The sequence below is a fragment of the Lysinibacillus sp. RU7 genome (assembly GCF_057837305.1).
Map to the genome: position 1 here is coordinate 158,332 of NZ_JBYQFK010000006.1, position 23,575 is coordinate 181,906.

General features: G+C 40.0%; 19 protein-coding genes, 2 pseudogenes, 2 riboswitches and 1 other annotated feature. Of the genes and pseudogenes, 7 read left to right on the plus strand and 14 right to left on the minus strand.

What is annotated here, in order from left to right:
- Positions 1-53: 53 nt before the first annotated feature.
- The 4 genes from AC3II9_RS06600 to AC3II9_RS06615 all read right to left on the minus strand — a co-directional run bounded on the left by AC3II9_RS06600 (position 54) and on the right by AC3II9_RS06615 (position 3,068).
- The gene (locus AC3II9_RS06600) at positions 54-455 is read right to left on the minus strand and encodes a hypothetical protein (RefSeq protein WP_489154208.1); all 402 of its coding nucleotides are present in this window, start codon (positions 453-455) and stop codon (positions 54-56) included.
- A 97-nt stretch (positions 456-552) separates the two neighbouring features.
- Positions 553-1,929: an ATP-binding protein gene (locus tag AC3II9_RS06605; protein ID WP_489154209.1), complete on the minus strand. Its 1,377-nt coding sequence runs from the start codon at positions 1,927-1,929 to the stop codon at positions 553-555.
- Entirely contained in the window at positions 1,913-2,587 is a 675-nt protein-coding gene (locus AC3II9_RS06610) for a response regulator transcription factor (RefSeq protein ID WP_489154211.1), read from the minus strand. Before AC3II9_RS06610 ends, AC3II9_RS06605 begins: the two co-directional genes overlap by 17 nt.
- Before the next feature lie 100 nt (positions 2,588-2,687).
- Positions 2,688-3,068, minus strand: a complete 381-nt coding sequence (locus AC3II9_RS06615) for a hypothetical protein (RefSeq protein WP_489154212.1) — start codon at positions 3,066-3,068, stop codon at positions 2,688-2,690.
- 176 nt (positions 3,069-3,244) lie between these two features.
- Positions 3,245-3,483 (plus strand) — a binding site (T-box leader).
- A 92-nt stretch (positions 3,484-3,575) separates the two neighbouring features.
- Between AC3II9_RS06615 and AC3II9_RS06620 the strand changes: the two genes are divergently transcribed.
- Positions 3,576-5,165, plus strand: a complete 1,590-nt coding sequence (locus AC3II9_RS06620; protein ID WP_489154214.1) for a 2-isopropylmalate synthase — start codon at positions 3,576-3,578, stop codon at positions 5,163-5,165.
- A 493-nt stretch (positions 5,166-5,658) separates the two neighbouring features.
- Here the strand turns inward: AC3II9_RS06620 and ribH are convergent, their stop codons facing one another.
- From ribH to AC3II9_RS06660, 8 genes are all read right to left on the minus strand, one after another.
- Positions 5,659-6,129: a 6,7-dimethyl-8-ribityllumazine synthase gene (gene ribH, locus AC3II9_RS06625; RefSeq protein WP_431028956.1), complete on the minus strand. Its 471-nt coding sequence runs from the start codon at positions 6,127-6,129 to the stop codon at positions 5,659-5,661.
- Positions 6,130-6,141: 12 nt separating this feature from the next.
- Complete coding sequence (locus AC3II9_RS06630) at positions 6,142-7,332, minus strand: bifunctional 3,4-dihydroxy-2-butanone-4-phosphate synthase/GTP cyclohydrolase II (protein ID WP_489154215.1); 1,191 nt, start codon at positions 7,330-7,332, stop codon at positions 6,142-6,144.
- Positions 7,333-7,344: 12 nt separating this feature from the next.
- A complete protein-coding gene (ribE, locus tag AC3II9_RS06635) occupies positions 7,345-7,980 on the minus strand; it encodes a riboflavin synthase (RefSeq protein WP_489154216.1) in 636 nt (211 codons plus the stop codon).
- A gap of 164 nt (positions 7,981-8,144) precedes the next feature.
- Positions 8,145-8,275, minus strand: a riboswitch (FMN riboswitch).
- A 95-nt stretch (positions 8,276-8,370) separates the two neighbouring features.
- A riboswitch (FMN riboswitch) is annotated at positions 8,371-8,499 on the minus strand.
- 163 nt (positions 8,500-8,662) lie between these two features.
- Positions 8,663-9,709 (minus strand): Cj0069 family protein, encoded by a 1,047-nt coding sequence (locus tag AC3II9_RS06640; protein ID WP_489154218.1) that lies wholly within the window; start codon positions 9,707-9,709, stop codon positions 8,663-8,665.
- Between the two features lie 151 nt (positions 9,710-9,860).
- Complete coding sequence (locus AC3II9_RS06645; RefSeq protein WP_489154219.1) at positions 9,861-10,706, minus strand: hypothetical protein; 846 nt, start codon at positions 10,704-10,706, stop codon at positions 9,861-9,863.
- Complete coding sequence (locus AC3II9_RS06650; RefSeq protein WP_489154221.1) at positions 10,690-11,214, minus strand: sigma-70 family RNA polymerase sigma factor; 525 nt, start codon at positions 11,212-11,214, stop codon at positions 10,690-10,692. Before AC3II9_RS06650 ends, AC3II9_RS06645 begins: the two co-directional genes overlap by 17 nt.
- Before the next feature lie 179 nt (positions 11,215-11,393).
- Positions 11,394-12,737 carry an MATE family efflux transporter gene (locus AC3II9_RS06655; RefSeq protein WP_489154223.1) on the minus strand — a complete coding sequence of 448 codons (1,344 nt, stop codon included), beginning with the start codon at positions 12,735-12,737 and terminating at the stop codon, positions 11,394-11,396.
- A gap of 116 nt (positions 12,738-12,853) precedes the next feature.
- Positions 12,854-13,699, minus strand: a complete 846-nt coding sequence (locus tag AC3II9_RS06660) for a hypothetical protein (RefSeq protein ID WP_489154225.1) — start codon at positions 13,697-13,699, stop codon at positions 12,854-12,856.
- A gap of 429 nt (positions 13,700-14,128) precedes the next feature.
- On the opposite strand from AC3II9_RS06660, the gene AC3II9_RS06665 reads away from it, so the two are divergent.
- The 3 genes from AC3II9_RS06665 (at position 14,129) to AC3II9_RS06675 (ending at position 19,444) form a co-directional block, all read left to right on the plus strand.
- Positions 14,129-15,340: an RtcB family protein gene (locus tag AC3II9_RS06665; protein ID WP_489154227.1), complete on the plus strand. Its 1,212-nt coding sequence runs from the start codon at positions 14,129-14,131 to the stop codon at positions 15,338-15,340.
- Positions 15,341-15,626: 286 nt separating this feature from the next.
- Positions 15,627-17,723, plus strand: a complete 2,097-nt coding sequence (locus tag AC3II9_RS06670) for a methyl-accepting chemotaxis protein (protein WP_489154229.1) — start codon at positions 15,627-15,629, stop codon at positions 17,721-17,723.
- A 353-nt stretch (positions 17,724-18,076) separates the two neighbouring features.
- Positions 18,077-19,444: a DHA2 family efflux MFS transporter permease subunit gene (locus AC3II9_RS06675; RefSeq protein WP_489154245.1), complete on the plus strand. Its 1,368-nt coding sequence runs from the start codon at positions 18,077-18,079 to the stop codon at positions 19,442-19,444.
- Between the two features lie 113 nt (positions 19,445-19,557).
- On the opposite strand, the gene safA is transcribed toward AC3II9_RS06675, so the two are convergent.
- The gene (safA, locus tag AC3II9_RS06680) at positions 19,558-20,160 is read right to left on the minus strand and encodes a SafA/ExsA family spore coat assembly protein (protein WP_489154231.1); all 603 of its coding nucleotides are present in this window, start codon (positions 20,158-20,160) and stop codon (positions 19,558-19,560) included.
- Between the two features lie 270 nt (positions 20,161-20,430).
- Between safA and AC3II9_RS06685 the strand changes: the two genes are divergently transcribed.
- Positions 20,431-20,568 (plus strand): hypothetical protein, encoded by a 138-nt coding sequence (locus AC3II9_RS06685; protein WP_489154233.1) that lies wholly within the window; start codon positions 20,431-20,433, stop codon positions 20,566-20,568.
- Positions 20,569-20,612: 44 nt separating this feature from the next.
- On the opposite strand, the gene AC3II9_RS06690 is transcribed toward AC3II9_RS06685, so the two are convergent.
- Positions 20,613-21,875 carry an MFS transporter gene (locus AC3II9_RS06690; protein WP_489154235.1) on the minus strand — a complete coding sequence of 421 codons (1,263 nt, stop codon included), beginning with the start codon at positions 21,873-21,875 and terminating at the stop codon, positions 20,613-20,615.
- Between the two features lie 152 nt (positions 21,876-22,027).
- Between AC3II9_RS06690 and AC3II9_RS06695 the strand changes: the two are divergent.
- Together AC3II9_RS06695 and AC3II9_RS06700 are read left to right on the plus strand one after the other, a co-directional pair.
- Positions 22,028-22,615 (plus strand): annotated as a pseudogene (locus tag AC3II9_RS06695) (toprim domain-containing protein); the annotation flags it as partial.
- 162 nt (positions 22,616-22,777) lie between these two features.
- Positions 22,778-23,575: pseudogene (locus AC3II9_RS06700) on the plus strand (hypothetical protein); the annotation flags it as partial.

The following is a 23,575-nucleotide window of genomic DNA, read 5'->3' on the forward strand; positions in this document are numbered from 1 at the left end:
AAAGAAACCTATAAGGAATGAAGCCTTGTAGGTTTCTCTATAGGAACAGATCGTTATTTTGTAACCTCTTCTGACTTTAACGCAAACGTAATCCAAATAAATACCGCAAAGCTAATTAATAATGTGGTACCCCCTGCGATAAAGAAGATGAGTGTAAAGACTTCGCTCAAGTTAAATGGGTTAACATAGTAAAATAACATACCAATTGTTAAGCCGATTGAGCCAAGGATGGCAGTCCAACCGTGTACACTGACCAATTTTTTTGAACGCACTTCAAACACGCGGTAAAATAGTCCCCAAGCAAAGATCGAAAGCCAGCCAACGACAAGAATATGAGCATGAATAGCACGTAATTGATAATTACCAGACCCCGACATATCAGAACCAATTACAGCACCGATGAGTCCGAAAATAGCGGCTAAACGAATCAGACGAATACTCCATTGTTTCTCCATAAAAAAATCCCTCCACATTTTTTACGATATAGAGAGTATAAATCTGCTATCTAAACTGTAGCTGAACTTTTTGTCCCTTTCAGCAGGATTATAAATGCTAGTCACAATTATGCAAATCAAACGTTAAAATAAAGGTAGTTCCTTTTTCTTTCTCACTTTTTACCTCAATCGTGCCATTATGCAGTTCCACCACTTGCTTGACGATGACTAAACCGAGCCCTGTACCCGGTGTTGTGCGGGATTGTTCCCCTCGGAAAAATGGGTCAAAAATATGAGGTAATTGCGTGGCGTCAATTCCGTCTCCCTCATCTTGTATGTGGAGTTTGATTTTCCCGTCCTGACATGTGCCAGTCATCGTAATTTCGCTCCCGGCATCGCTATATTTGATCGCATTATCCAATAAATTTTCGATGGCATGTGTTAAAAATGGCGCACTGCCCATCATCGGCATAGGTGCAAGTTCTAACCAAACGGTGATTTGCTTTTTTTGTAGCGACCACTGACGCTCTTTCACGACTTGCTTGACGACTTCATCCAGTAGGAGAGGCTCTTTTTGCTCGACAAGCTTCGTCGCACTTTGCCAAAGGAGAAGCTGTTTCGTTAAACGTGAAAGCCGTTCGCTTTCTGCCTCGATAATTTGCCCGTATTCCGCTATTTGCTGCTCGCTCTCCCCATGTTTTTGAATGAGCGAGGCATACCCCGCGATATTTTGTAGGGGAGTTTGAAAATCATGTGAGACATTACGGATAAAGTCTTTTCGGATTTCCCGTTGTTTTTTTAATTCTTCCGTCATATCATTGAAATTTCGCGCCAGTTCACCGATTTCATCTTGGCGAGTCAGCTCTACATAAGCATCAAAGTTTTCGGTTGCCACTTGTTGCGTCGCGCGAGTCAGTCGTTGAATTGGCTTGATTAAATACCACGCAGCGAAAATTATCGCCAGAATACTGAGGAGTGGAACAATGGTGATGATGGCCCCGACAATAAAATGCACTTCGTTAAACAATAGTGGAATATCCAATCGTACGAACATGGCATATGTATTTCCTTCGTATTGGAAGGGGAGCCCGACTGTGTTTTTTAAATCATTCGCAAAAAAGCCGGTAATAAATAATTGTCTCGGGTATTGTTTAATGCCGTGATACGTTTCACCGTCCAAGACGCGCTCGATGACAGCTGGAGGGAGTTCACGTAGGCGATATTGTCCACCATAAAAGGTCCCTTGCAAATCCGTATCGACTAAATAAATTTGATAGCCAATTTGTCCAAGGTGCTGCATGTATGTGTCAAGTGAATCTGGGGATTCATGTTCAACATAATCGACAATATGTGTCACGAGCTCGACGTACTTAGCGTCATTTTGTCCTTTAATAACTTGATGATACAGGGCATTGGTCATTAAAAAGCCGATGACCGAGCTCATGATCATAATGACAATGGTAAAAAGGGTAAATTTGCTATAAAGTGTTTTCATGTTCGACCTCGATTTGATAACCAACATTACGTACCGTTTTAATCGTTACCGTACTTTTTAGGCGAGCGAGCTTGTCACGTAGCCTTTTAATATGGGTATTGAGTGTGTCATCACTTACGATATCCCCCCACACCTGCTCCATTAAATAAGGGCGCTCAAACACACGGTTACGTCCACATAAAATAGCTAATAACTCAAATTCCTTATTCGGTAGCACGATGGATATGGGCCCTTTTGTCACTTCATATTGCTCTCGATTTAACACTAAATCCCCGCACTCTATTTTGTTTTGTGTCAGCTTGTCGTATCGACGCAAAATTGCTTGAACCCGAAATAGCAGCTCCTCAGGCTCAAATGGTTTGACGATATAGTCATCCGCTCCTGCTGTAAACCCAGCTCGTTTATCATCCAGCTGTGCACGTGCCGTTAAGAGTAAGACTGGTATTTCCCAATCTTCTTTTAGTATTTTAGTTAACGCCAAGCCATCTACAAGTGGCATCATCACATCGACAACCGCAATATCGACCGTTTCATCCATTATGTCTAGCGCTTCTTGTCCGTTTTTGGCGATGATTGTATCGTAATGCCATTGCTGAAAATGCGTAGCGAGTAATTTTAGTATAGAGACGTCATCATCGACTAATAAAATTTTCCTCAAATTATCCACATCCTTTTTGCCATCTCAATTGTTATGGATTATGACATGAAAAAAGAGACGTCGCAAGGAGTTGGGGACTTCTTTTGAATAAGGCTATGTTTCATCTAACAGCATATAACGTGAAATTTTCGCTTTGGTCGTTCCATTTGATATTTATGAATAATTCATCTTTTGCACTGGTGGAAGGGCTGTTAGAACCTAATAATTTGTTTGCATATACCCCTTCTTTGTTTAAAGTAGCATTCGCCGTACTAACATCGATTCCGCCGCCTTCAACAGCGTAATGAAAAGTATCGATTTTCTCTAGGTGATTTCCTTTGTACTGAAGGTGAATTTCGTATGTTTCTTCTCCATTCGTTTGATGGACCATTATTTTAGCAGACCAATTTTCTCCTTCGCCACTAAACGCTAGGTCATTCGTCTTTGGTTGGCATGCACATAATAAAATCAATAAAATGAGTGGTAAACATAATTTTTTCACACAATTCCCCTAATCATTCATTTTTAAAGTACTGAACGAAAATAGTGGGAAATAGTTCCTATTAATATATCTCGATTAGGAGTGGTGGCTATTTTCACTAAATAAAGAAAAGAAAATATTTTCAGAAAAATGTTGACTTTTAAAAAATGATTGATTAAAATTTCTTTCAAGAGAACAGTTAAGCCTCGATTGGAAATAGTAAAAAGGCTGCGTACTTTTAGAGAGCCGGTGGTTGGTGAAAACCGGTAGACGCGAATTTTGAACTCGTCCATGAGCTACTCCCTGAACGTATGTAGTAGGGGACGTCGGTTGCCTCCGTTAACGGGCTAGACAGTGATAGCTGTTGATAAGGGGAATGCATGCAGTAATGCGCATTCAATTAGAGTGGTACCGCGAGAACAATCTCGTCTCTATGAAATTTATTTTTCATATGAGACGGGATTTTTTTATTGAGCTTTTTTCGTGCGAGCGTTCTCGAACAAATCAAATTGAAAAGGAGTTTTGACAATGAGTAGAAAAATTTGGGTTTTTGATACAACTTTACGCGATGGTGAGCAAGTACCGGGAGCAAAATTAAATTTATATGAAAAAGTGGAAATTGCCCAACAACTCAAAAAGTTAGGTGTCGATATTATCGAAGCAGGCTTTCCGGCTTCTTCTCAAGGCGATTTTAATGCGGTAAAGGCAGTCGCTGAAAAAGTCGGCAACACGTCAGATATTATGATTACCGCATTAGCTCGCGCAGTAAAAGCAGACATTGATTCGGTGTATAATGCAGTCAAATATGCAGAAAATCCGATGATTCATATGGTGCTTGGTACATCAGACATTCACGTGGAAAAGAAGTTTAACAAATCAAAGGATCAAATTTTACAAATCGGTGTAGATGCCGTCAAATATGCAAAAACACTTTTACCGCAAGTACAATATTCAACAGAAGATGCATCGCGTTCGGACTTTGAATATTTATGGAAGACGGTTGAAGCCGTCATGAAGGCTGGTGCAACAATGATTAACGTACCGGACACAGTAGGTTATGCGGAGCCAGAACAATGGGGCGAAATGATTGCGAAGCTAAACTATCGCATGAAAAACGTCGACCCTTCCGTTCTGCTATCTGTCCATTGCCATAACGATTTAGGGATGGCGACAGCGAATACATTAGCAGCCGTCAAAAATGGCGCAGATAAAGTGGAATGTACGATTAACGGAATCGGAGAACGTGCAGGAAACGCAGCGTTAGAGGAAGTCGTGATGGCTATTCAGACACGCGGCGATGTGTACGATGTATTTACGAACATTAATACGAAGGAAATTATGAACACGTCTCGCTTAGTGTCTAGCTTTATGGGACTTGATGTGCAAGTGAATAAAGCGATTACGGGCGACAACGCATTTGCACACTCTTCTGGTATTCACCAAGATGGTTTACTAAAATCGCGTGATGCATATGAAATCGTGCGTCCAGAAGATGTCGGGTTAGAGGATATGGAGCTTGTATTAACAGCACGCTCTGGTCGTCATGCGGTGAAAAATTCATTAGAGAATTTAGGCTTCAATAACTTTACGGAGGAAGAATTTGAAGGCATTTTTGAAGACTTCCTAAAATTAGCCGACTCGAAAAAGGAAGTATACAATCACGATTTATATGTAATTGTAGAAAGCTATTACGAAAAAACACATACAAACAATCCGTATAAAGAAAGTTACGCGGATCAATTTTATGATATCGAAGATTTACAAATCATTTCTAACGCAACGTTCCCTTCTGCAAGTGTGAAAGTGCGAAAAGGCAATGACGTGTATAAAGCAAGTGCTGTTGGTTCAGGTCCGGTGGATGCATTATATTCAGCGATTGCTACGATTACGGACATTGAAGTGAAACTAGTGGAATACAATATTAACTCTGTTTCGCGCGGAAAAGAAGCGATCGGAAAAGTGAAAATTACTGTCGAGCATGAAGGCGAAAAGTATATCGCGAAGGCAGCAGATACAGATATTTTAAAAGCTTCTGCACTTGCCTATATTAATGCAATTAATAGCGTAATTGCCGCACAATTAAGCCCGCAGTCAAAAGATAAGGTCGCAACGGTATAGTAATGATCCCCTCTGTTCAAGCATAGCAGAGGGGATTTTTATGTATGAAATTAAGGGGAGGGCATAATGGAAAAAGATACGGCATACATATAGAGCCGGAAGTGGAAATTCCTTAAGCGTGTAGACGAAACATTTCTGTATGATTGCTCGTTTTATAATAAATTCGCAAAGGGTGGGATAGTGGATGAGCTTTATTTATACAAAATGGTTTGAAAGAATATTTTTTAGCATATGTTTACTGCTCATTATATGGTTGGTTATAGGTTTTATTGTTATTGGGGGGTATATTTCATTGCTTTTTTTAGGTGAGCTGATGAATTAATTGTTAAATATGGTTTGTCTATAAACGAGAGTGAAATGTCTATTAACTACCAGGGGTTGTCTATAAACGACAGCAGTTTGTCTATAAACGAGCTCAGAATGTCTATTAACCATCAAAGTTTGTCTATAAATTGAAATCCCCCTATCCAGTCACGGATAGGGGGAGATGTCCTTAGCCTAAAATTAGCTTACTTAAATTTGCCATTTCAATGGCAGATACGGCTGAGTCGTAGCCTTTATTGCCGACTTTTGTGCCAGCGCGCTCAATCGCTTGTTCAATTGTTTCTGTTGTTACAATCCCAAAGATGATCGGTACACCTGTGGATAGTCCCACACTTGCGATGCCTTTTGCGGCTTCATTACATACGTAGTCGTAATGTGTTGTAGAGCCGCGGATCACTGTTCCAAGGCCGATAATCGCATCGTATTTGTTTGCTTCGGCCATTTTCTTAGCGATCAGCGGCACTTCAAATGCACCGGGTACCCATGCGATATCAATGTTTTCTTCTGCGACACCGTGACGTTTTAACCCGTCCATCGCACCGTCTAATAATTTTCCTGTAATAAATTCATTGAATCGGCCAACGACAATGCCGATCTTTAATTCTGTTCCGATTAATTGTGCTTCAAAAATTTGTCCCATTTGTCCTATCTCCTATGCAAAAATATGATTCATTTTTTGTTTTTTGATTTCAAGGTAAAATTCATTTTCTGGTACGGCATCAATCGTTAAAGGTACACGTTCTACCACTTCGATACCGTATTGTGCTAAGCCGGCAATTTTTGCTGGATTATTTGTCAGTAGGCGCACCTTCGTAATGCCAAGGTCGCGTAACATTTGTGCACAAAGCCCATAATCGCGCATTTCAGCCGCAAAGCCTAATTGTTCATTCGCTTCTACTGTGTCGTAGCCTTGTTCTTGCAATTCATATGCTTTTAATTTATTTAATAGCCCAATCCCGCGTCCTTCTTGCGCCATATAAAGAACGACACCAGCACCTTCCTGTTGAATCATGTCTAGTGCCTGATGAAGCTGCGGTCCGCAATCGCAACGTTTGGAATGGAAAATATCACCTGTTACACAAGCTGAATGAATGCGGACGAGGGGTGCTACTTCCGTTGCTAGGTCGCCTGTGTAAAGGGCTAAATGTTCTTTATCATCGAGTAAATTCGAATACCCATTCATGCGGAACGTACCGAAATCGCTCGGTAAGTGGATGCTTGCTTCACGTGTAATGAGCTGCTCTTTTTCATAACGATAGCGCACTAAATCTGCAATCGTAATTAGTTTTAAGTCATGCTTTTTCGCAATCTCGATTAGCTCTGGTACACGCGCCATATCGCCGTTTTCATTCATAATTTCACAAATGACACCAGCTGGCTGCGAGCCGCAAAGAAGCGCTAAATCGACGGCTGCCTCGGTATGTCCATTGCGCACGAGTACGCCTTTTTCCTTTGCGACTAACGGGAACACATGCCCCGGACGACGGAAATCGGTTGCGACAGTAGCAGGGTCTAGTAGGCGCAAAATCGTGTCAGAGCGTTCAAATGCACTAATGCCTGTATCCGTTGTTTTATAATCAATACTGACGGTGAACGCTGTTTGATGATTATCCGTGTTGTAGCTCACCATCGGATGGAGGGCTAATCGCTCAGCTAGGGCAGGGGAGAGCGGTGTACAAATGAGCCCACGTCCATGCACCGCCATAAAGTTAATATTCTCGGGTGTGGCATGCTCTGCTAACACGACGAAATCTCCTTCGTTTTCGCGATCTTCATCATCGACCACAATAATGACCTTTCCAGCCTTTAAATCTTCTAATGCTTCGTCAATTGTATGAAACACTCAAAATCCCCCCTAAAACCCATGTTGTAATAAAAAGTCTCGTGAAATGCCAGACTTCTCTTGCTGTTTGAAATGATTCAGTACGTATTTACCAAGTAAATCCGTTTCAATATTGACGATGTCGCCTTCTTTTTTTATGCCAAGTAATGTTTCTTTGTACGTATGTGGAATTAAAGAAACGGTTACTGTTTTATTCGTTAATTCAAAAATCGTTAAGCTCGTGCCATCAATCGCAATCGATCCTTTTGGTAAGGACACATTCGCTAGCTCAGGTGAAATGGCGATATCAATATAGACGGCATTCGCAACGGGGCGCTTTTTTAAAATGGTGCCGATTCCGTCTACGTGACCGGAAACGAAATGTCCACCAAAGCGTCCGTTCGCAGCCATCGCGCGTTCTAAATTCACTAGGCTCCCTCGTGTTAAAGATTGAATGCTCGATGCTTTCACCGTCTCGGGCATCACATCGACTGTAAACGTATCATTCGTAAAGGTTGTCACCGTTAAGCACACACCATTGACGGCGATACTATCGCCTAGATGTATATCCTCGACTATTTTTTTAGAGGAAATCGTCAGCTCCATATAATCTTTTCCTGATTTGAGGGCTGTTACTTTTCCTAAATCTTCAATAATTCCTGTAAACATTAGCTGTCATCACCTCTTTTACGCACAGATATTGGTGCAAAAGGGGAATGTAAAGCTTTTCTCCATTGCATGTGACTCACCTCCATCAAAAATAAAAACCCCTAACGAAAGTAGGGGTTGATGAAAAAGGCATCACGAAATAAGCCTTTAAAAAGACTGATTTTTCGCTCCTTCTCTCATCCAGACTATTACTGTCGGCTTTGGATTCGCACCAAATCCTGCTGTTACGCTCGCGGGCTTAAGAAAAAGATCTATCACCGCCGATTGGGAATTACACCCGACCCCGAAGGAAATATTTTTTTCGATAAAAAAGCCCAAGTGAAATTCACTTGGGGGTCATTTTTGAGTATACGAAAGAAACCTCAAAAAACATGTGTTTTTTGAGAAAATCGCTTCCTTCTTCCATCCAGACTATTACTGTCGGCTTTGGATTCGCACCAAATCCTGCTGTTACGCTCGCGGGCTTAAGAAAAATCTATCACCGCCGATTGGGAATTACACCCGACCCCGAAGGACTTTATTTATCATTGTCCTATATTATAGCATTATATTCGGAGAAAGCTATAAATTAAAATTGGGAAGTCGCGTAAAACGCCTTTAAAGTCGCGTAAAAACACTTCAAATCCGCGTAAATAAAAAAGTCCCTTCATCACCGAAGGGACTAACTGTATAGGAGTACCGGTTAAACAGCTGTTTCCACTTCTGTCCCGATGCAAGCGATAATTTCTTCTGCCACACTTTCAGCAAGTTCGAGTTGAGAAGTGAAGCCGACACAGGAGCAGTTCATTTCACCTAAAATATACGTGTCATGCCCGTGTTCATCTGTATCTAAAATGAAATCGGCTGTCCAAATAAGTGGTAAGTCATATCCACCAAGTAAAGACGTAATGTCAGGTAATTGTGCTAAAAATTCATGTACTAATGTAGCCCAATCTTCAGGAGCATCGTAGCGATATTGTGCACCTGAGAATAACGTTGCACTAAAGGCATCTGCATCTTCAGCAGGTTTTTTATGAACGACATTGACAGGTGTGTCACGTAGCATTAATAAACGAATTTCCCCTTCTTTAATGCGTGGTAAGAACGGCATATCGACAAGCATTCCGTTTGCGCCAATAATATATTGCTCACAGAAATCCATAAAGGCACCGAGTGTGTGATATTCAACATGATTGTCTTTTGCTTCTGTACACTTAATGTTGGCATCAAGTGGTACTTCTGTTGCATCTTCAGTTAACGCATCTACAAGTTGTACACGCCAAATGCCTTCGCCTGTTGAGCCACGATTTTGCTTTAATACACGCTCGCCACCAAGTAAACTTTTTGGGAATGTCGACTTGAATTCTTCCATCGTGTAGTAAGCGTATGTATCTTCAGGCACAAGGGATGTATGACGCAGTTTTACTAATGCATCTTTTGCGCCATAGCCAATCATCGCATCAGGATGCGGCATACCAATTACACCGAGCGCACATAACTCGCGCAACATATCAAAATATTCCGCTTCATGCTTTAAATTGCCAGGGTTAATGCGCGAAACATAGGCGATGGCATTTTCTTTCACATAGTCAAAAATTTCATCGCGTTTTTCAATCGTAAAGAAAATGACTTCTGCTTCTTGTCCGCGCTTTTTCAGCGCATCCACCATAGGCATCGTATCTTTCCGATATCCATTTAACCACTTGTCTGTACCACCAGGAACTTCGAAAAACACTACTTTAGTCTTCATTAAAACTGCTCCTTTCGAATTAGGTTACATCTCTATTATAAATCGAAAAGTTGAATTTAAAAGGTATAAAATGTAAAAGTTTTGTTGATTTTTTTCTTTATCAAAATAACACGCCCACTCATTTCGAGGAGGCGTGCTACATACGAGTACTTTAATACATTTTGCCAAATGCATCACATCTAAATTCGATTGTAAAGGCTTTTTCATATGTTATATTATTTAAATCGAAAATTCCTTCAATCCGAATACGATACGTTCGACCACCATCTATTAAAGAAGCTTGATAGGATGTTTGCTCCCATGTACCAGAAGAACTTGCTAATTGTGTTGAAATAGCGTCTGCTGCTATAAACAATTGGCGGTCATGATAGGCACTATATTGTGTTTGGAAGTGACCTGTTACTTCAATCTCCTCTAAAATATCAGAAAAGTATATATATGTTGGTTTTGTTACACTTCCATCTCCATTCATGACTGCTTGTTCAGGCGTTGTAGATATAGCGCGGATTTTTTCACGTTCTGTTGCTAAGTGTCCATCGACCATCGATTGAATCCGCTGTTCAAATTCTTTCGGTTCAACCCAATATTCTTCTTTAAACTCATCTATTGGGGATACAGCAATAGATATTCCCACTTTCTTTTCCATCGCTTGTTCTACAATTTTCACATATTGTGCATGATATTGTCGTTTTTGTTCATCCGTCAGAGAAAGTGGTGAATGATTCATTGTTAGTTCATTCGAATTATTTTCTATTACTTGTTCATCAGTAATAGATGATTCACTATTAGAAGCACTCTGTTCCACGGATTGTAAAGTCGGTAATAATAAAATGACGATCAGCATAACGGCTAAAATAGATACCATTATAGGTTTTACTTGAAAGGTAGGAGGAGGAGATGAACGCACACGGTACCGAATCTTTGCTTTTTCTTGCTCTGTTAAATGTAAGGACGTAGGAATAGATTTCTCAAGTTCTTTTTTAATATTCATACTCATAGTGACCCTCCTCCAGCGTTATTTTGACTAATTTTCGTCCTCTTGCTAAACGTGTTTTCACGGTATTCGCGGAACATTTTAACACATCCGCAATCTCGGGAATTGTTAATTCAATATAATAATAGAGCCATATGACTTCACGGTATTTGACAGGCAGCTTATTGACTAATTCCCCAATCGTTTGATTTTGTTCTTTTTGTATGTAGTCCGCTTCAAGACCATCTCGCTTTTTCCACGTTTTAATTTTTTCGGTCATTTCTAGTTTTCTGTAATGCCAGCTTTTTAAATAATTTTGACACTCATTTACTGCAATACGATATAGATACGTTTTAATCGAGGAGCGCCCTTCAAAACGATGAAGGTTTTTATAAAACTTTATAAAGACATCTTGCACAAGATCCTCTGTCTTCTGTATATCTTTTACGTATGTAAATATTAATCGCTTTAAATAATCTCCATGTTGTGCCATCGCTTCATTTAAGTGAACGTCTTTTTCATCCTCGGTCAAAAGATAGCCTCCTCTCTTATAAGGTTAGACAAAGCTGGAAGGTGTTCGGTTTCGCATCCATGCAATAAATTACAAATATTTACTGGTATTTATTTTAACCTCAAGTGATGGCGCTAAATGTAAAACATATTCGCATAACAAAACCCGCAGAGTTTTCACGTCTGCGGGTTGGGAAAACATTATTTATCAGTTGAAACAATGGCGTAGCGTTCCCACTTGCGGCTTTTCCAGCGAAACAGGACAAGGATAGCACGAATCCATTCATCCGTCGCAATGGCTAGCCACACGCCGATAAGCCCTAAATCCATGATGAATACAAATACATAACCGAGCGATAGGCTTATACAAATCATCGAGATAAAACCGATTTTGACAGGGAACCGTGCATCACCAGCAGCACGTAATGCATTGATGACCGTAATATTAATGGTACGGCCTGTTTCAAGCAGTACGCTCAGTAGAAGTACAGAAGCCCCGATCGTAATAATTTCTTCATTCGTTGTAAAGACGCGCATAAGTGGTTCACGGAAAATCGTCACAATCGCGACCATGACGAATGTGAAGAGCAGCGCGGTTTTGACACTAAACCACACACGTTTGTAGGCGATGTCTTGCTCACCAGCACCGACATGACGCCCAATCAAAATGGCTGTCCCCATCCCAATGGCCATTGCAAACAAATACGTAAACATGGAAATGTTCATGGCATACTGTCTGGCGGCAAGTGCCGTCGCGCCTAAATACGTGACATAGTAGAGGAACACAATTTGACAAGTTTGATACAGTACTTGCTCGAGTGCCGATGGAATACCAATTTGTAAGATTTTCTTCATATAATTTTTGGAAAAAGTATAGTAGTAGCGTAGTTCAATTGTGACATCGAGTGCTTGGTACAGCAACCAGAAGAAAACGATCGCAGCTAATGCACGGCTAATCACAGACGAAATCGCCGCTCCTTCTACACCGAGTGCCGGTGCCCCGAAATGACCGAAAATCAAAAGATAGTTCAACACAACATGTAGCACATTCATACCGAGTGACACGTACATCGTCTGCTTTGTCCAGCCTTGCACGCGGATAATCGACGCAAGCGAGGTAATGAGCGCTTGGAAGAAAATAAAGCCCCCAACAATTGCTAAATAATTTTGGGCAAAAACAAGGACATCGCCTTCTAAGTTCATAAACGTCATAATGTGACTAGAAAATACGATAAATAATAGGCTAATCGCTAAGCCAACGAAAAAGTTTAACGTCACAGAAAGGGCAGAAATTTTGGCCGCTTCTAGTTCCCGTTTAGAGCCCAGATATTGTGACACAACGATCGAAGCACCTGTGCCGACCACCCCAAGAATAAGAATCGATATTTGGATATATTGATTGGCCGCGCCGACCCCTGCCACTGCATCATCTGACACAGCGCTTAACATAAATGTATCGGCAAGCCCCATTAACATAAATAAAAATAACTCGAGAAAAATCGGCCAAGTTAATTTAAATAAACTTAGCTCTTTTGGATTGCTCATAAAACACCTCATTAACTTCAATATGCAAAACATGGAGTAGCTTAACATACTATTGGAGAGGTGTGTTATTAAATATTTCGGAAAACGAAAAGATTGAAATGTCTGAATTGATACAACTATTCTCTAGCAAGTACACGTTGTAGTTCCGCATGAAGGCCCATGCTGTGCAAAAGTTCGATGATAATCTGCAGCACCGCTTCGTCATAGTTTGGAGCCACGACATAGCGGTAATGCGCATCCCGAATAAAAGCGAGTTTTTCTAAGTGGCTTGCTTGTTTTAAGAAATCTTGCATTCGTTGAAGCTCTTGCTCATGTAATGAATGATGATCATCAAATGCGTAGCTTTGACCTTCCGCTAAAGCATTTTCTCCTATAACTCCTAAACCATCTAAAGTGGACAGAGATTGTCTGTTTTTTCGTTCGATTTGTACCTTTTGGAAGTAAGGAATTACTTGTTCTTGCTGTGTGCCGAATGTTGCTTGAAAACGTGTAAACACAGCTTGTCTCTTCTTTGCCCAGTCAATCGGTGTATCTTTGTAAAATTCCTCGATGTGCGCCTGGATCTGTGTTGCATCATCATATGACCAAAAATCATCTAGCATTTCAACATGGGGGACAGAGGATGCCAAATTGAAAAACTGCCCAATATTTTGCGCCATATATTTAATAGGTGGATCATTTGTAGGACTAACACAAACAATCGGCGCATCTTGTAAATTCTTCGTTAAACCAAAATCAGTTAAAAAGCCAAAATGAATGCCAGCCCCACCTGTATGAGCAAAGGGAATTAAATCTGGCGGGGTGATAGGGTAAGTAAACCAATCATGAAGCGGTTGTGATCCAATCATTTCTAAAGATAGATCTTCCCGATTCAGTGCCTGTTCAAGCGCATGTAACTGGTGAATTTCTTTTGGTACTTCATAAGAACCGTAAATTTGTTTATATGGATGAGCCATTGTCATCTTCACTCCTCTTTATGATTATAAATATTATACAATAAATGAAATGATTTACTTATTGGTGGTTGGAGTGTTGTGACCGATTGTTAGCTACATGAACTTGTTTTCTCAAGGGGCATGATTAGCTCATGGAAAAACATTGGAACTATTTGGGCGCTTTACACGTATGGATTAAGTAAGTGGCGATGCATGTGATAATTGAAATAATAGTAACGTTGTGATGGATATAGTGACGTGGCGTTTTCATTTGTTGGCTACTATCATTAAGCAGAGTGAAGCTATAACAAACAAGCGTGTGTCACGAGAGGGAGCAGTGTACGGTTGTTATGTTTAGATTTGTTATATGCACATGTTTCATTCCAACTGCTTTTGTCGCAGCACTTTTTCTACGTGCCAAAATAAAAGACATTCAACAAAATGAGGGGGAATTGGATGATTAAAGTACAGGGGCAGTATACAGATTCGATTATTTATACAAATAACCCGCAAGAGGTAGCCATTCAGCAAATTGAGGAGCTCGTCAATCAGTCCTTTATGACGGGGACAAAAGTGCGGATTATGCCAGACTATCATGCGGGGAAAGGCTGTGTGATTGGGACAACGATTGCGCTAAACGGGCGGGTTGTACCCAATTTAGTGGGGGTCGATGTAGGGTGCGGTGTATTGGTCGCAGAGATTGGTACGGGTGAAATGGACTTTAATCAGTTGGATCAAGTCATTCGACAATTCGTCCCGAGCGGCAACGACATTCACGATGACACAAGTAACGCTCGTATGACCGAACAATTCGCCAATGATTTATTTGTGACAACCGGTCTACACAATGCGTATACGAATCGTTCACTTGGTACGCTTGGAGGCGGGAACCATTTTATCGAGGTGGCAAAAGATGAGGCAGGTGTGCATTATGTATTGATTCATACAGGGTCGCGTTATGTTGGGGCAAAGGTAGCAAACTGGCATCAAAAACGTGCATATGAATCACTTCAACGGGTAGATTTAACAGAAAAAATAGAAGCGTTAAAAGAAGCGGGGCGTCACCAAGAAATTCAGCCAATGATCGCCGCGTTTAAAAAGGAAAACCCGGTAGTCCCGAAAGAGTTAGCGTATCTTGAGGGGGCGCTATTTGATGATTATATTGCGGATATGAAGCTCGCACAGCAGTTTGCCCACGAAAATCGCCAGACGATTGCACGCATTATCGCCGAGCATATGAAGTGGGAGTATGGTACACAATTTGACTCGGTACACAATTATATCGATTTAGATGCGATGATTTTACGTAAGGGCGCGGTTCGAGCAGCGGCAGGGGAGCAGCTTGTCATTCCGATGAATATGCGCGACGGTTCACTCATTTGTATCGGGAAAGGGAATGCCGATTGGAACGAGTCAGCCCCACACGGTGCAGGGCGTATTTATTCACGCACCGCGGCCATGAAAAATTTATCAATGGCGGACTTTAAAGAAACGATGAGTGGGATTTGGACAACATCCGTTTCGGAGGAGACACTAGATGAAGCTCCTATGGCCTATAAACCGATGGCGGAAATTGTGGAGCAAATTGGCGATACGGTCGATATTCAGAAACAAATTGTCCCGGTTTATAATTTTAAAGCAAGCGACAAATGGACAGGGCGCAAATAAAAAAATAACGTCTAATAAACCATATGAAACAACTTCTCTCGTAGAAATGAAAGAAGTTGTTGTTTTTTTGCTTTATATTACGTATAAATATCTTTTTTTTGCATGAAGATGAAACGTTTTTTGGTAAAATAGGTAGATGAGTTGGGTTTATTCTTTACAGAAGTTCGTGATGTCTCTATTTGAACACGATATTTTAAGTGGACTCATGCGGAACAGGCAGTCAATACAAAATACTTTTGTGAAAATTTAATTCAATAGAGATAGAGAAAGTTTGGAGGAATTTTACATGAGGATATTTATACCTGTCATTAAGTTTTTAAATGGAATGAAGTATAGTAAAAAGTTTTTATTAATAGGTAGCATTTTAATTATTTCATTAGTATTTTTCGCTATAAAATATAATAGTGAACTGAACGAGAACTTTAAAAATGCAGAAAGGCGAAATGAAGGGGCAGCCTATAATTCTATTTTAAAAGATATACTGTACAATATGCAGCTAATGCGCGGAATGAGCGTGACTTTACATAATGGGGACACGTCAGTAGAAAGTAAACTACAGGAAACATCTCAACGTGTAGATGAATCATTAGATAAACTGAAACAATTGGAAGGACAAACAAAATACCCATTACATATTACAAAGGAAATCACAAAGCTAGAGCAAGATTGGCAGACTGTGAAAGGGAAACAATGGAGTAATGGTAAAGAAATTATAATGGGGTATTCCCCTATAACCAATTCCATTTTAAATATGATGCGGATGGTTAGCAATCAATCAAAACTGTTATTGGCTGATAACCAAGAAATGTTTAACTTAACCTATAATATAGCTATTACCATTCCCCAATTAACAGAGGATTTAGGGATGCTACGTGCATCTGGCATCAGTTTAATTGAAGCAGAAACATTTACAACCGAACAAAAAAATAATGTATATAGTTTATATTACCCGATATTCAAAAACTTAGATTCTTTACAGAAAGCGTTAGACATTGTTTTTGTCAATGAAGCGTTTAAAGGAGAGTTGGAAGCGCCTTATCATGAATTTGAACAAAAAGCAGAGGCATTTTTAACGCTAGCTAATCAGATGAATGAAGCAGGTTTGACCGATGAAGTAAAAGCAAATTATTATACAGTTGCGACGGAAGCGATTGATGCTGCATTTGCTTTATATGATGCAAGTATGACAACGATGGTCGATTCTACGGTGGCAGAAAAAGAGGCCAGTTCCCGCACAACGATTACTGTATTTATTAGCTTAATCATTGTGACGCTAGTATCGCTATACATATTTATAGGTTTATATCTTTCGATTCGACATGCAGTACAGCAGTTAGATGTGGCAACGAAAAATGTAGCGAATGGTGACTTAACGACAGTGGTTTCATTGCAGACAAAAGATGAACTAAATGATGTGGAAACGTCGTTCAATCAAATGGTTGCGAGCTTAAATCATCTTGTAACAGAAATTTCGTCGAACGCCCAAGTGTTAGCAGCTTCCAGTGAACAGTTAAATGCAAGTGCAGAGGAAACGACTGCGGCGACAGAGCATGTAGCCAAATCTGTTGAGCAAATGACAAGTGATTCCGAAAAGCAGACGGCGGGTGTAACAGAAGCGAATGAAGCATTTGATACGATGTCGATCGGCATTGAACGAATGGCGGAGAATAGTAACCGCGTATCGGATTTAACACGCGTAGCGACAGAACAAGCGCAATACGGAAATGAAGCGGTAAATAAAACGATGAATCAGATGAAAACGATTCAGCACACAGTAGAACAATCGAGCGAAATGATTCGAGGATTAAATACCCATTCACAAGAAATTGGTCATATTTTAAACGTCATTACAGACATTTCAGATCAAACGAACCTACTCGCATTAAATGCAGCGATTGAAGCGGCTCGTGCAGGTGAGGCAGGGAAGGGCTTTGCTGTGGTAGCGGATGAAGTACGAAAATTAGCGGAACAATCTGCCAAGTCCGCTACGCAAATTGCGACACTCATTCAAACGATTCAAAAGGATACAGGAAATGCCGTTATGTCTATGGACAAAGTAAACGAAGATGTTCACGTAGGTCTTGAAATAACAGAAGAAACGGCTAGTAAATTTATTCATATTGCACAAAGTATGCAAACATTAAATCCAGAGATGGAGGCAATTGCAGCAACCATTCATGAGTTCTCGGCACAAACCCAACAAATTGTCGCGGCCATGAATGAAATTATGGTAGCATCTCAAAATAATTTACAAGTAACAGAGGAAGTATCAGCGACAACAGAAGAACAGCTATCCGCGATGGAGGAAATCTCAACATCTGCCGAATCCCTTGCTTCTATGGCTGAAACATTACAAAGCCTCGTCACGAAATTTAAATTATAATCATTCAATCCGAATCCTTTGCATATGAAAAGGATTCGGGTTTTTTGTTGGTTAGACAGTACAAAAAATGAATGCTATCTCTAAAAAGTTTGTCTAAATTATGAATTCGTACTATATAGGGTATGAAAAATTGCTTACATCATAGAAAACTTTTTTGATATAGTAACAAACAGATCAGTTGATGCGTTAGCGATTATACAGGTAACAAAAGGGCTTAGCGTTGATGGGTGAACTATGATCAATCAACAATAGAAGCTTTATGTTATAGCATTAATACATCAATAAAAGTCTGAAAATTCTGTTTATTGGAAGGGGATTTATAAGTGAATAAGGAAATTAAAACAGGCCCTATTATGACGGCACTGCTAGTAGCGGGCTTTGTCGGTCTGTTTAGTGAAACGGCATTAAATATCGCACTAGGTGAATTAAGCCATATTTTTGCCGTGGAGGCGACAACAGTCCAGTGGCTAGCAACGGGCTACTTTTTAACGCTCGGTATTTTAGTGCCAGTCACAGGGATTTTCATGCAAAAGTTTACGACACGCCAAATGTTTATGGCGTCTTTATTTTTTTCAATCATTGGTACGGTACTCGCAGCGTTAGCACCAACATTTAGTATTTTACTGACAGCTCGCGTCATTCAAGCAATTGGCTTAGCGATTATTTTACCACTGACGCAAAATGTGATTTTCACCATTTTCCCGCCGAATAAACGCGGTGGTGCCATGGGGGTTATGGGCTTAGTCATTTTAGCTGGCCCAGCATTAGGTCCAACATTAGCAGGACTGATTTTAGATACTCTTTCTTGGCACTGGATCTTCTGGTTTACTATTCCATTCTTATTATTTTCATGCATCATCGGTTATGTGTATATACCGAATGTGAACGAAATCCGACAGGTATCTATTGATACGTTATCCGTTGTATTATCGACAATCGGTTTCGGTGGTGTGGTATATGGTGTGAGTGTTGGAGGAGAATTCGGCTGGACAAGTCTAACAGTAATTTCTATTATTTTGATTGGTCTAGTAGCGCTTATGCTGTTTACAGTCCGTCAAATAAAAATGGAACAACCAATGCTGAATTTAAAGGTCTTTCAATACCCATTATTCACACTAGGGTTAGCCATGAACGTCATTACGTTTTTAAATATGTTATCGATGCTCGTGCTGTTGCCCATGTATATGCAAATGGCGTTGCTACTTACTGCATTTGTTTCAGGGTTAATTCTACTACCAGGTAGCTTACTCAACTGTCTTTTAGCCCCAACGATTGGTCGTCTATTTGATAAATACGGTCCGCGTGCTGTCATTACACCAGGTACTATTTTAGTAGCGCTTGGCTACATTTTATATGCGCAGTACGGTGCGGAAACGACTTTATGGCTAGTGGCGCTCACACATATTGTCATGATGCTAGGGATTGGGATGGTGCTTGCATCCGTGCAAACAAACACACTGAACGCACTTCCACGCCAGTACTATGCAGACGGAATCGCCATTACGCAAACATCTCAGCAAGTATCAGGGGCCATTGGGATTGGTGTCATGGTGTCACTATTCGCAGCAAAACAAAATCGTTATTTAGAAACGGTGGCACAAGATCTACCATTAGCAGCAGCGGCTGGTACATCATTTGTTTTTTACATTAGCTTAGTGTTGGCAGTAGTGAACATGGGTCTATCGTTATTGCTAAAAAAGCCTCACCAGATGAAATCCTGATAAAAATCGAGCAACTCATTCATGAGTATAGGTGATTTTGTCACAAAAGTAACAATTATTAAAGAAAAGTAGACAACGCCGATCACGTTGCCTACTTTTCTTTTTAGCTCTTATTATTTTTTGATAAACATTTGTGTCCAGTAGTGACCATCTGTTACATAGCCAATACCGATATGCGTATAGCTTGTGTTCATAATATTCGCGCGGTGACCTGGGCTATTCATCCAATCATTTACTACTTGCGTTGCAGATGTTTGGCCTTTCGCAATGTTTTCACCTGCTGATTTATAAGAAATACCAAATTGTTTCATCATATCAAATGGTGAACCGTATGTTGGGCTTGTGTGACTGAAGTAGTTTTTGTCGTGCATATCTTGTGATTTGTATTTAGCGACACGTGATAATTCCCAATCCATTGAAAGTGGCGCTAATCCTTCTTTCGCACGTTCTACATTCACAAGGTGTAAGACTTCTTCCTCTACACTCGCTTGTTCGTTTTCAGCAATAATGATCTTTTGACCTGGGTAAATGACATCTGGATTTGCTAAATTGCTATTTAATGAGATTAACTCAGAAATTCCTACTTGATTTTTAGATGCGATTTTCCAAAGTGTATCGCCTTGTACTACTGTATATGTTGAAGTGGCCGCTGATGCGGACATCGGTAATACGATGGACATTGATAGTGCAGCTGTCATGATGATTTTTTTTAACATGTTGTTCATCCTTTCTGCTTTCGTATGAACCTATCATAATCGCTTTTTTGAGATAGTTCATTACTGAAATTATGGAAGGATCTTTACGAGAGTATTACATTTGTAATAATATCCGAGTAATTTACTCGTATAACAACATTCGCACTGAAATATTTCTGTCACATAGCTTAAAATAGGAAAATATTACACTATTTTTATTGTTATATTGTATTTTTTTAACTTTAAAATGGACTTCTATATAGATTATCTTAAAACTGCGGACAGTTAGCAGTGTTAAAAGCGATGGTATACGAGCAAAACGTCGTTGCATTCGGTCTAAACCTTGCCGTATCCGAGCAAAAGCCTGCGATGAACGGTCTAAAAGCTACCGCATCTGAGCAAAACACGACCGTTATGCAGGAACATTAAAAATAGCATTAGCTTGAAAAGAGCTAATGCTACTTTAAGTTAACTTACGGCAAATTACTTTCTACATGGTGACGCTTCTCCTGAATACTCATCACACCGATGAGACCGATGACAGAAAACAGAACAGGTGTGATGAATCCGTAATAATAGCCATCCATAATACTGCTGGAAGACTGAAAATAATCGAGGACATAACCAAAAATGAGGGGGAGCAATACGGCACTAAGGAAGCCCCCTGTATTGGCAAATCCAGACACAATGCCCGAATCGATCATCGGAAACGATTGACGAACGGCCGCAAACGTTAAAGCACTTGCCCCGTATCCAAAGCCAATGATAAAGAACAGTAGGATGAGCAAGAAAAAGGGCGGCTGCCCATGAAATAAAAGAAAGAGCGCCCAGCTTGATAAAATCATGACATGAACGACAACATAAGGTCGTTTAATCCTATCTAACCGACCAGAAATCCAACTCATTAAAGGCGCCCCAATGAGTGCCCCGATGAGACCAATCATAATGAGCTGACTCGCATCGGCCCGTGTCATGCCATACATCGTCATCCCGTACGGTACGGCCCATGAACTGATAAAGCCAACATACGCACCGACAACCCCAAAGTGACAAAAAAATAAAGCCCATGCTTGCCGATTGGAAAAGATTCTTCGTAGTAAAACGGATATTCTTTCATGTGGCACGTTATTTTTTAGGGATACCGATTCGTTCACAAAGAGCTGTTGCGGTTTTTTGACGAGTACAAAGTAAAGGACAATGCCACAGAAACATAATAGTAGCCCCGCTGAAAAAAAGGCACCGCGCCAACCAAGTAGGTCAATCCATGCAGAGAAGGGGACGGTCGCTAGCAGAAACCCAAGACTCCCGGTCATGCCTGCTACGCCAATTAACCGTACAAATTCCTTAGCACTAAACCATTGGCCCAAGATAAGCACCATATTGACCCAAATGGTCGCATCCCCGATTCCTGTTAGGATACGAGCGAAAAAGAGCACAAATTCATGTGTGCCCATACTATAAATGAGCGTCCCGATCCCTGTTAGTGTCGCCCCGACGATGAGAAAAAAATTAGGCCCAAACCGATCAGCTAAAATCCCCATCGGCACTTGTAAACTTGTATAGACGAAAAACTGAATACTTGTTAGTAAGCCAATCGTTGCTGCAGTGACCTGAAAATCTCGCATTACCTGGTCTGTAATTAATCCAGGAGCCGTTCGCTGGCTCGCCATTAATAAATACGTAAATAGGACAGTCGCAAAGACCACCCACCGAAACTTGCTCTGTTGTTTGTCCAATCGTTTTACCTCTGTTCGCTTTTACTCTATATATATGAAGTTTCTCTAAAGGTATAAACCCATTTTTCAAAAGTATTGCAGTGCGCTTATTCATATTTCACGCCAGCTAACTATGTTATAGTAAGCATAGCAGACATAAAGGAGTAGGAACAATGGCAAAAAGTTTAGTATTAGCAGAAAAGCCTTCAGTCGCTCGCGATATTGCGAACGTGTTGAAGTGCAATAAAAAAGGCAATGGATTTTTAGAAGGGGACAAATATATTGTCACATGGGCGCTTGGTCATTTAGTGACACTTGCTGACCCAGAAAGCTACGATGTGAAATATAAATCGTGGAATTTAGAAGACTTACCGATGCTACCAGAACGTTTAAAGCTAACGGTTATCAAGCAATCGGGTAAGCAATTTAATGCCGTAAAATCACAATTAAACCGTGGCGATGTGAATGAAATTATTATGGCAACCGATGCAGGGCGTGAAGGGGAACTAGTCGCACGCTGGATCATTGCGAAAGCGAAAGTGAATAAGCCCATTCAACGACTATGGATTTCGTCTGTCACAGATAAAGCCATTAAAGAAGGATTTGCGAATTTAAAACCGGGGAAAGCGTATGAAAACCTATATCATGCAGCGGTCGCGCGTTCAGAGGCGGATTGGTATATTGGACTCAATGCGACACGTGCGCTCACAACGCGTTTTAATGCACAGCTGAATTGTGGACGTGTTCAATTGTATACTGTCAATAGCATGGGCGAAATTTGTTAATCTAGATTTTATCTAGGTTGTATGAATTTCGCCTATTTTTATTTGGGTGAAATAAAAATACTGAATATTATAACGACCTATTGTTTACTACAATTTAATTTTCTTTTATATTTAATGCAAAAAGAAGGAAGGGTAATTATGGAAGATAAATGTATTTATTGTAATAGTACTAATGTTTCGATTTCGGATATCATCCCTAAAAGTTTAACAAATGCTAAAATCACTAAGAAAAATGTATGTATAATTGAGCATAATAATAAATTTGGCGAAACTTTTGAATCAGACGTTATTAATGGGATAAGTTCTTTAAGAGATTATCTAGATATAAAGAGAAAAAAGGGGAACTATCCTGGAACAAAAATTCAACTAAGAGTGGATGACCGTATTACATATAAGAAAAATTACACAAAATATACAGATCCTATGCCTAATTATTTGAAACAAAGTGATAAAAAAATTGATTTAGCTAAAGAGATTAAGTTGTATTTCTCTATAAATACCAATAGTTTTATAAGTTTATCTTCAAAACGCTTAATCGCTAAAATGGCTTATGAATGGTATTGTATGAACAATTCAATTAACGGATATCATATATTATTTGAAAAAATTGTTCATTTTATTTGTACTGGTGAAGGAGAAGAAATTGTATCGTATGTAAAAAGCGAAGATTTATATGATTTTATTGAAAAAGATTTTTTGACTGGTAGTCATGTTTTTTTATGTTATGTTGCACCAAATCAATCTGTAAATGTATTAGTTAGTTTTTTTGGTATATGTATTTATAATGTTCAAATACTTGAACATTACAGATTGTCGACAAAAGGCCTTCAGAATGGTCTCATTCTGAAGGCCTTTTGTATTTTTGTGGAGATGAAAACCCCCTGCTATGCAGGGGGTTCCGGAAAGCTTTTAGCTATGGACAAAAAAAATACTCCA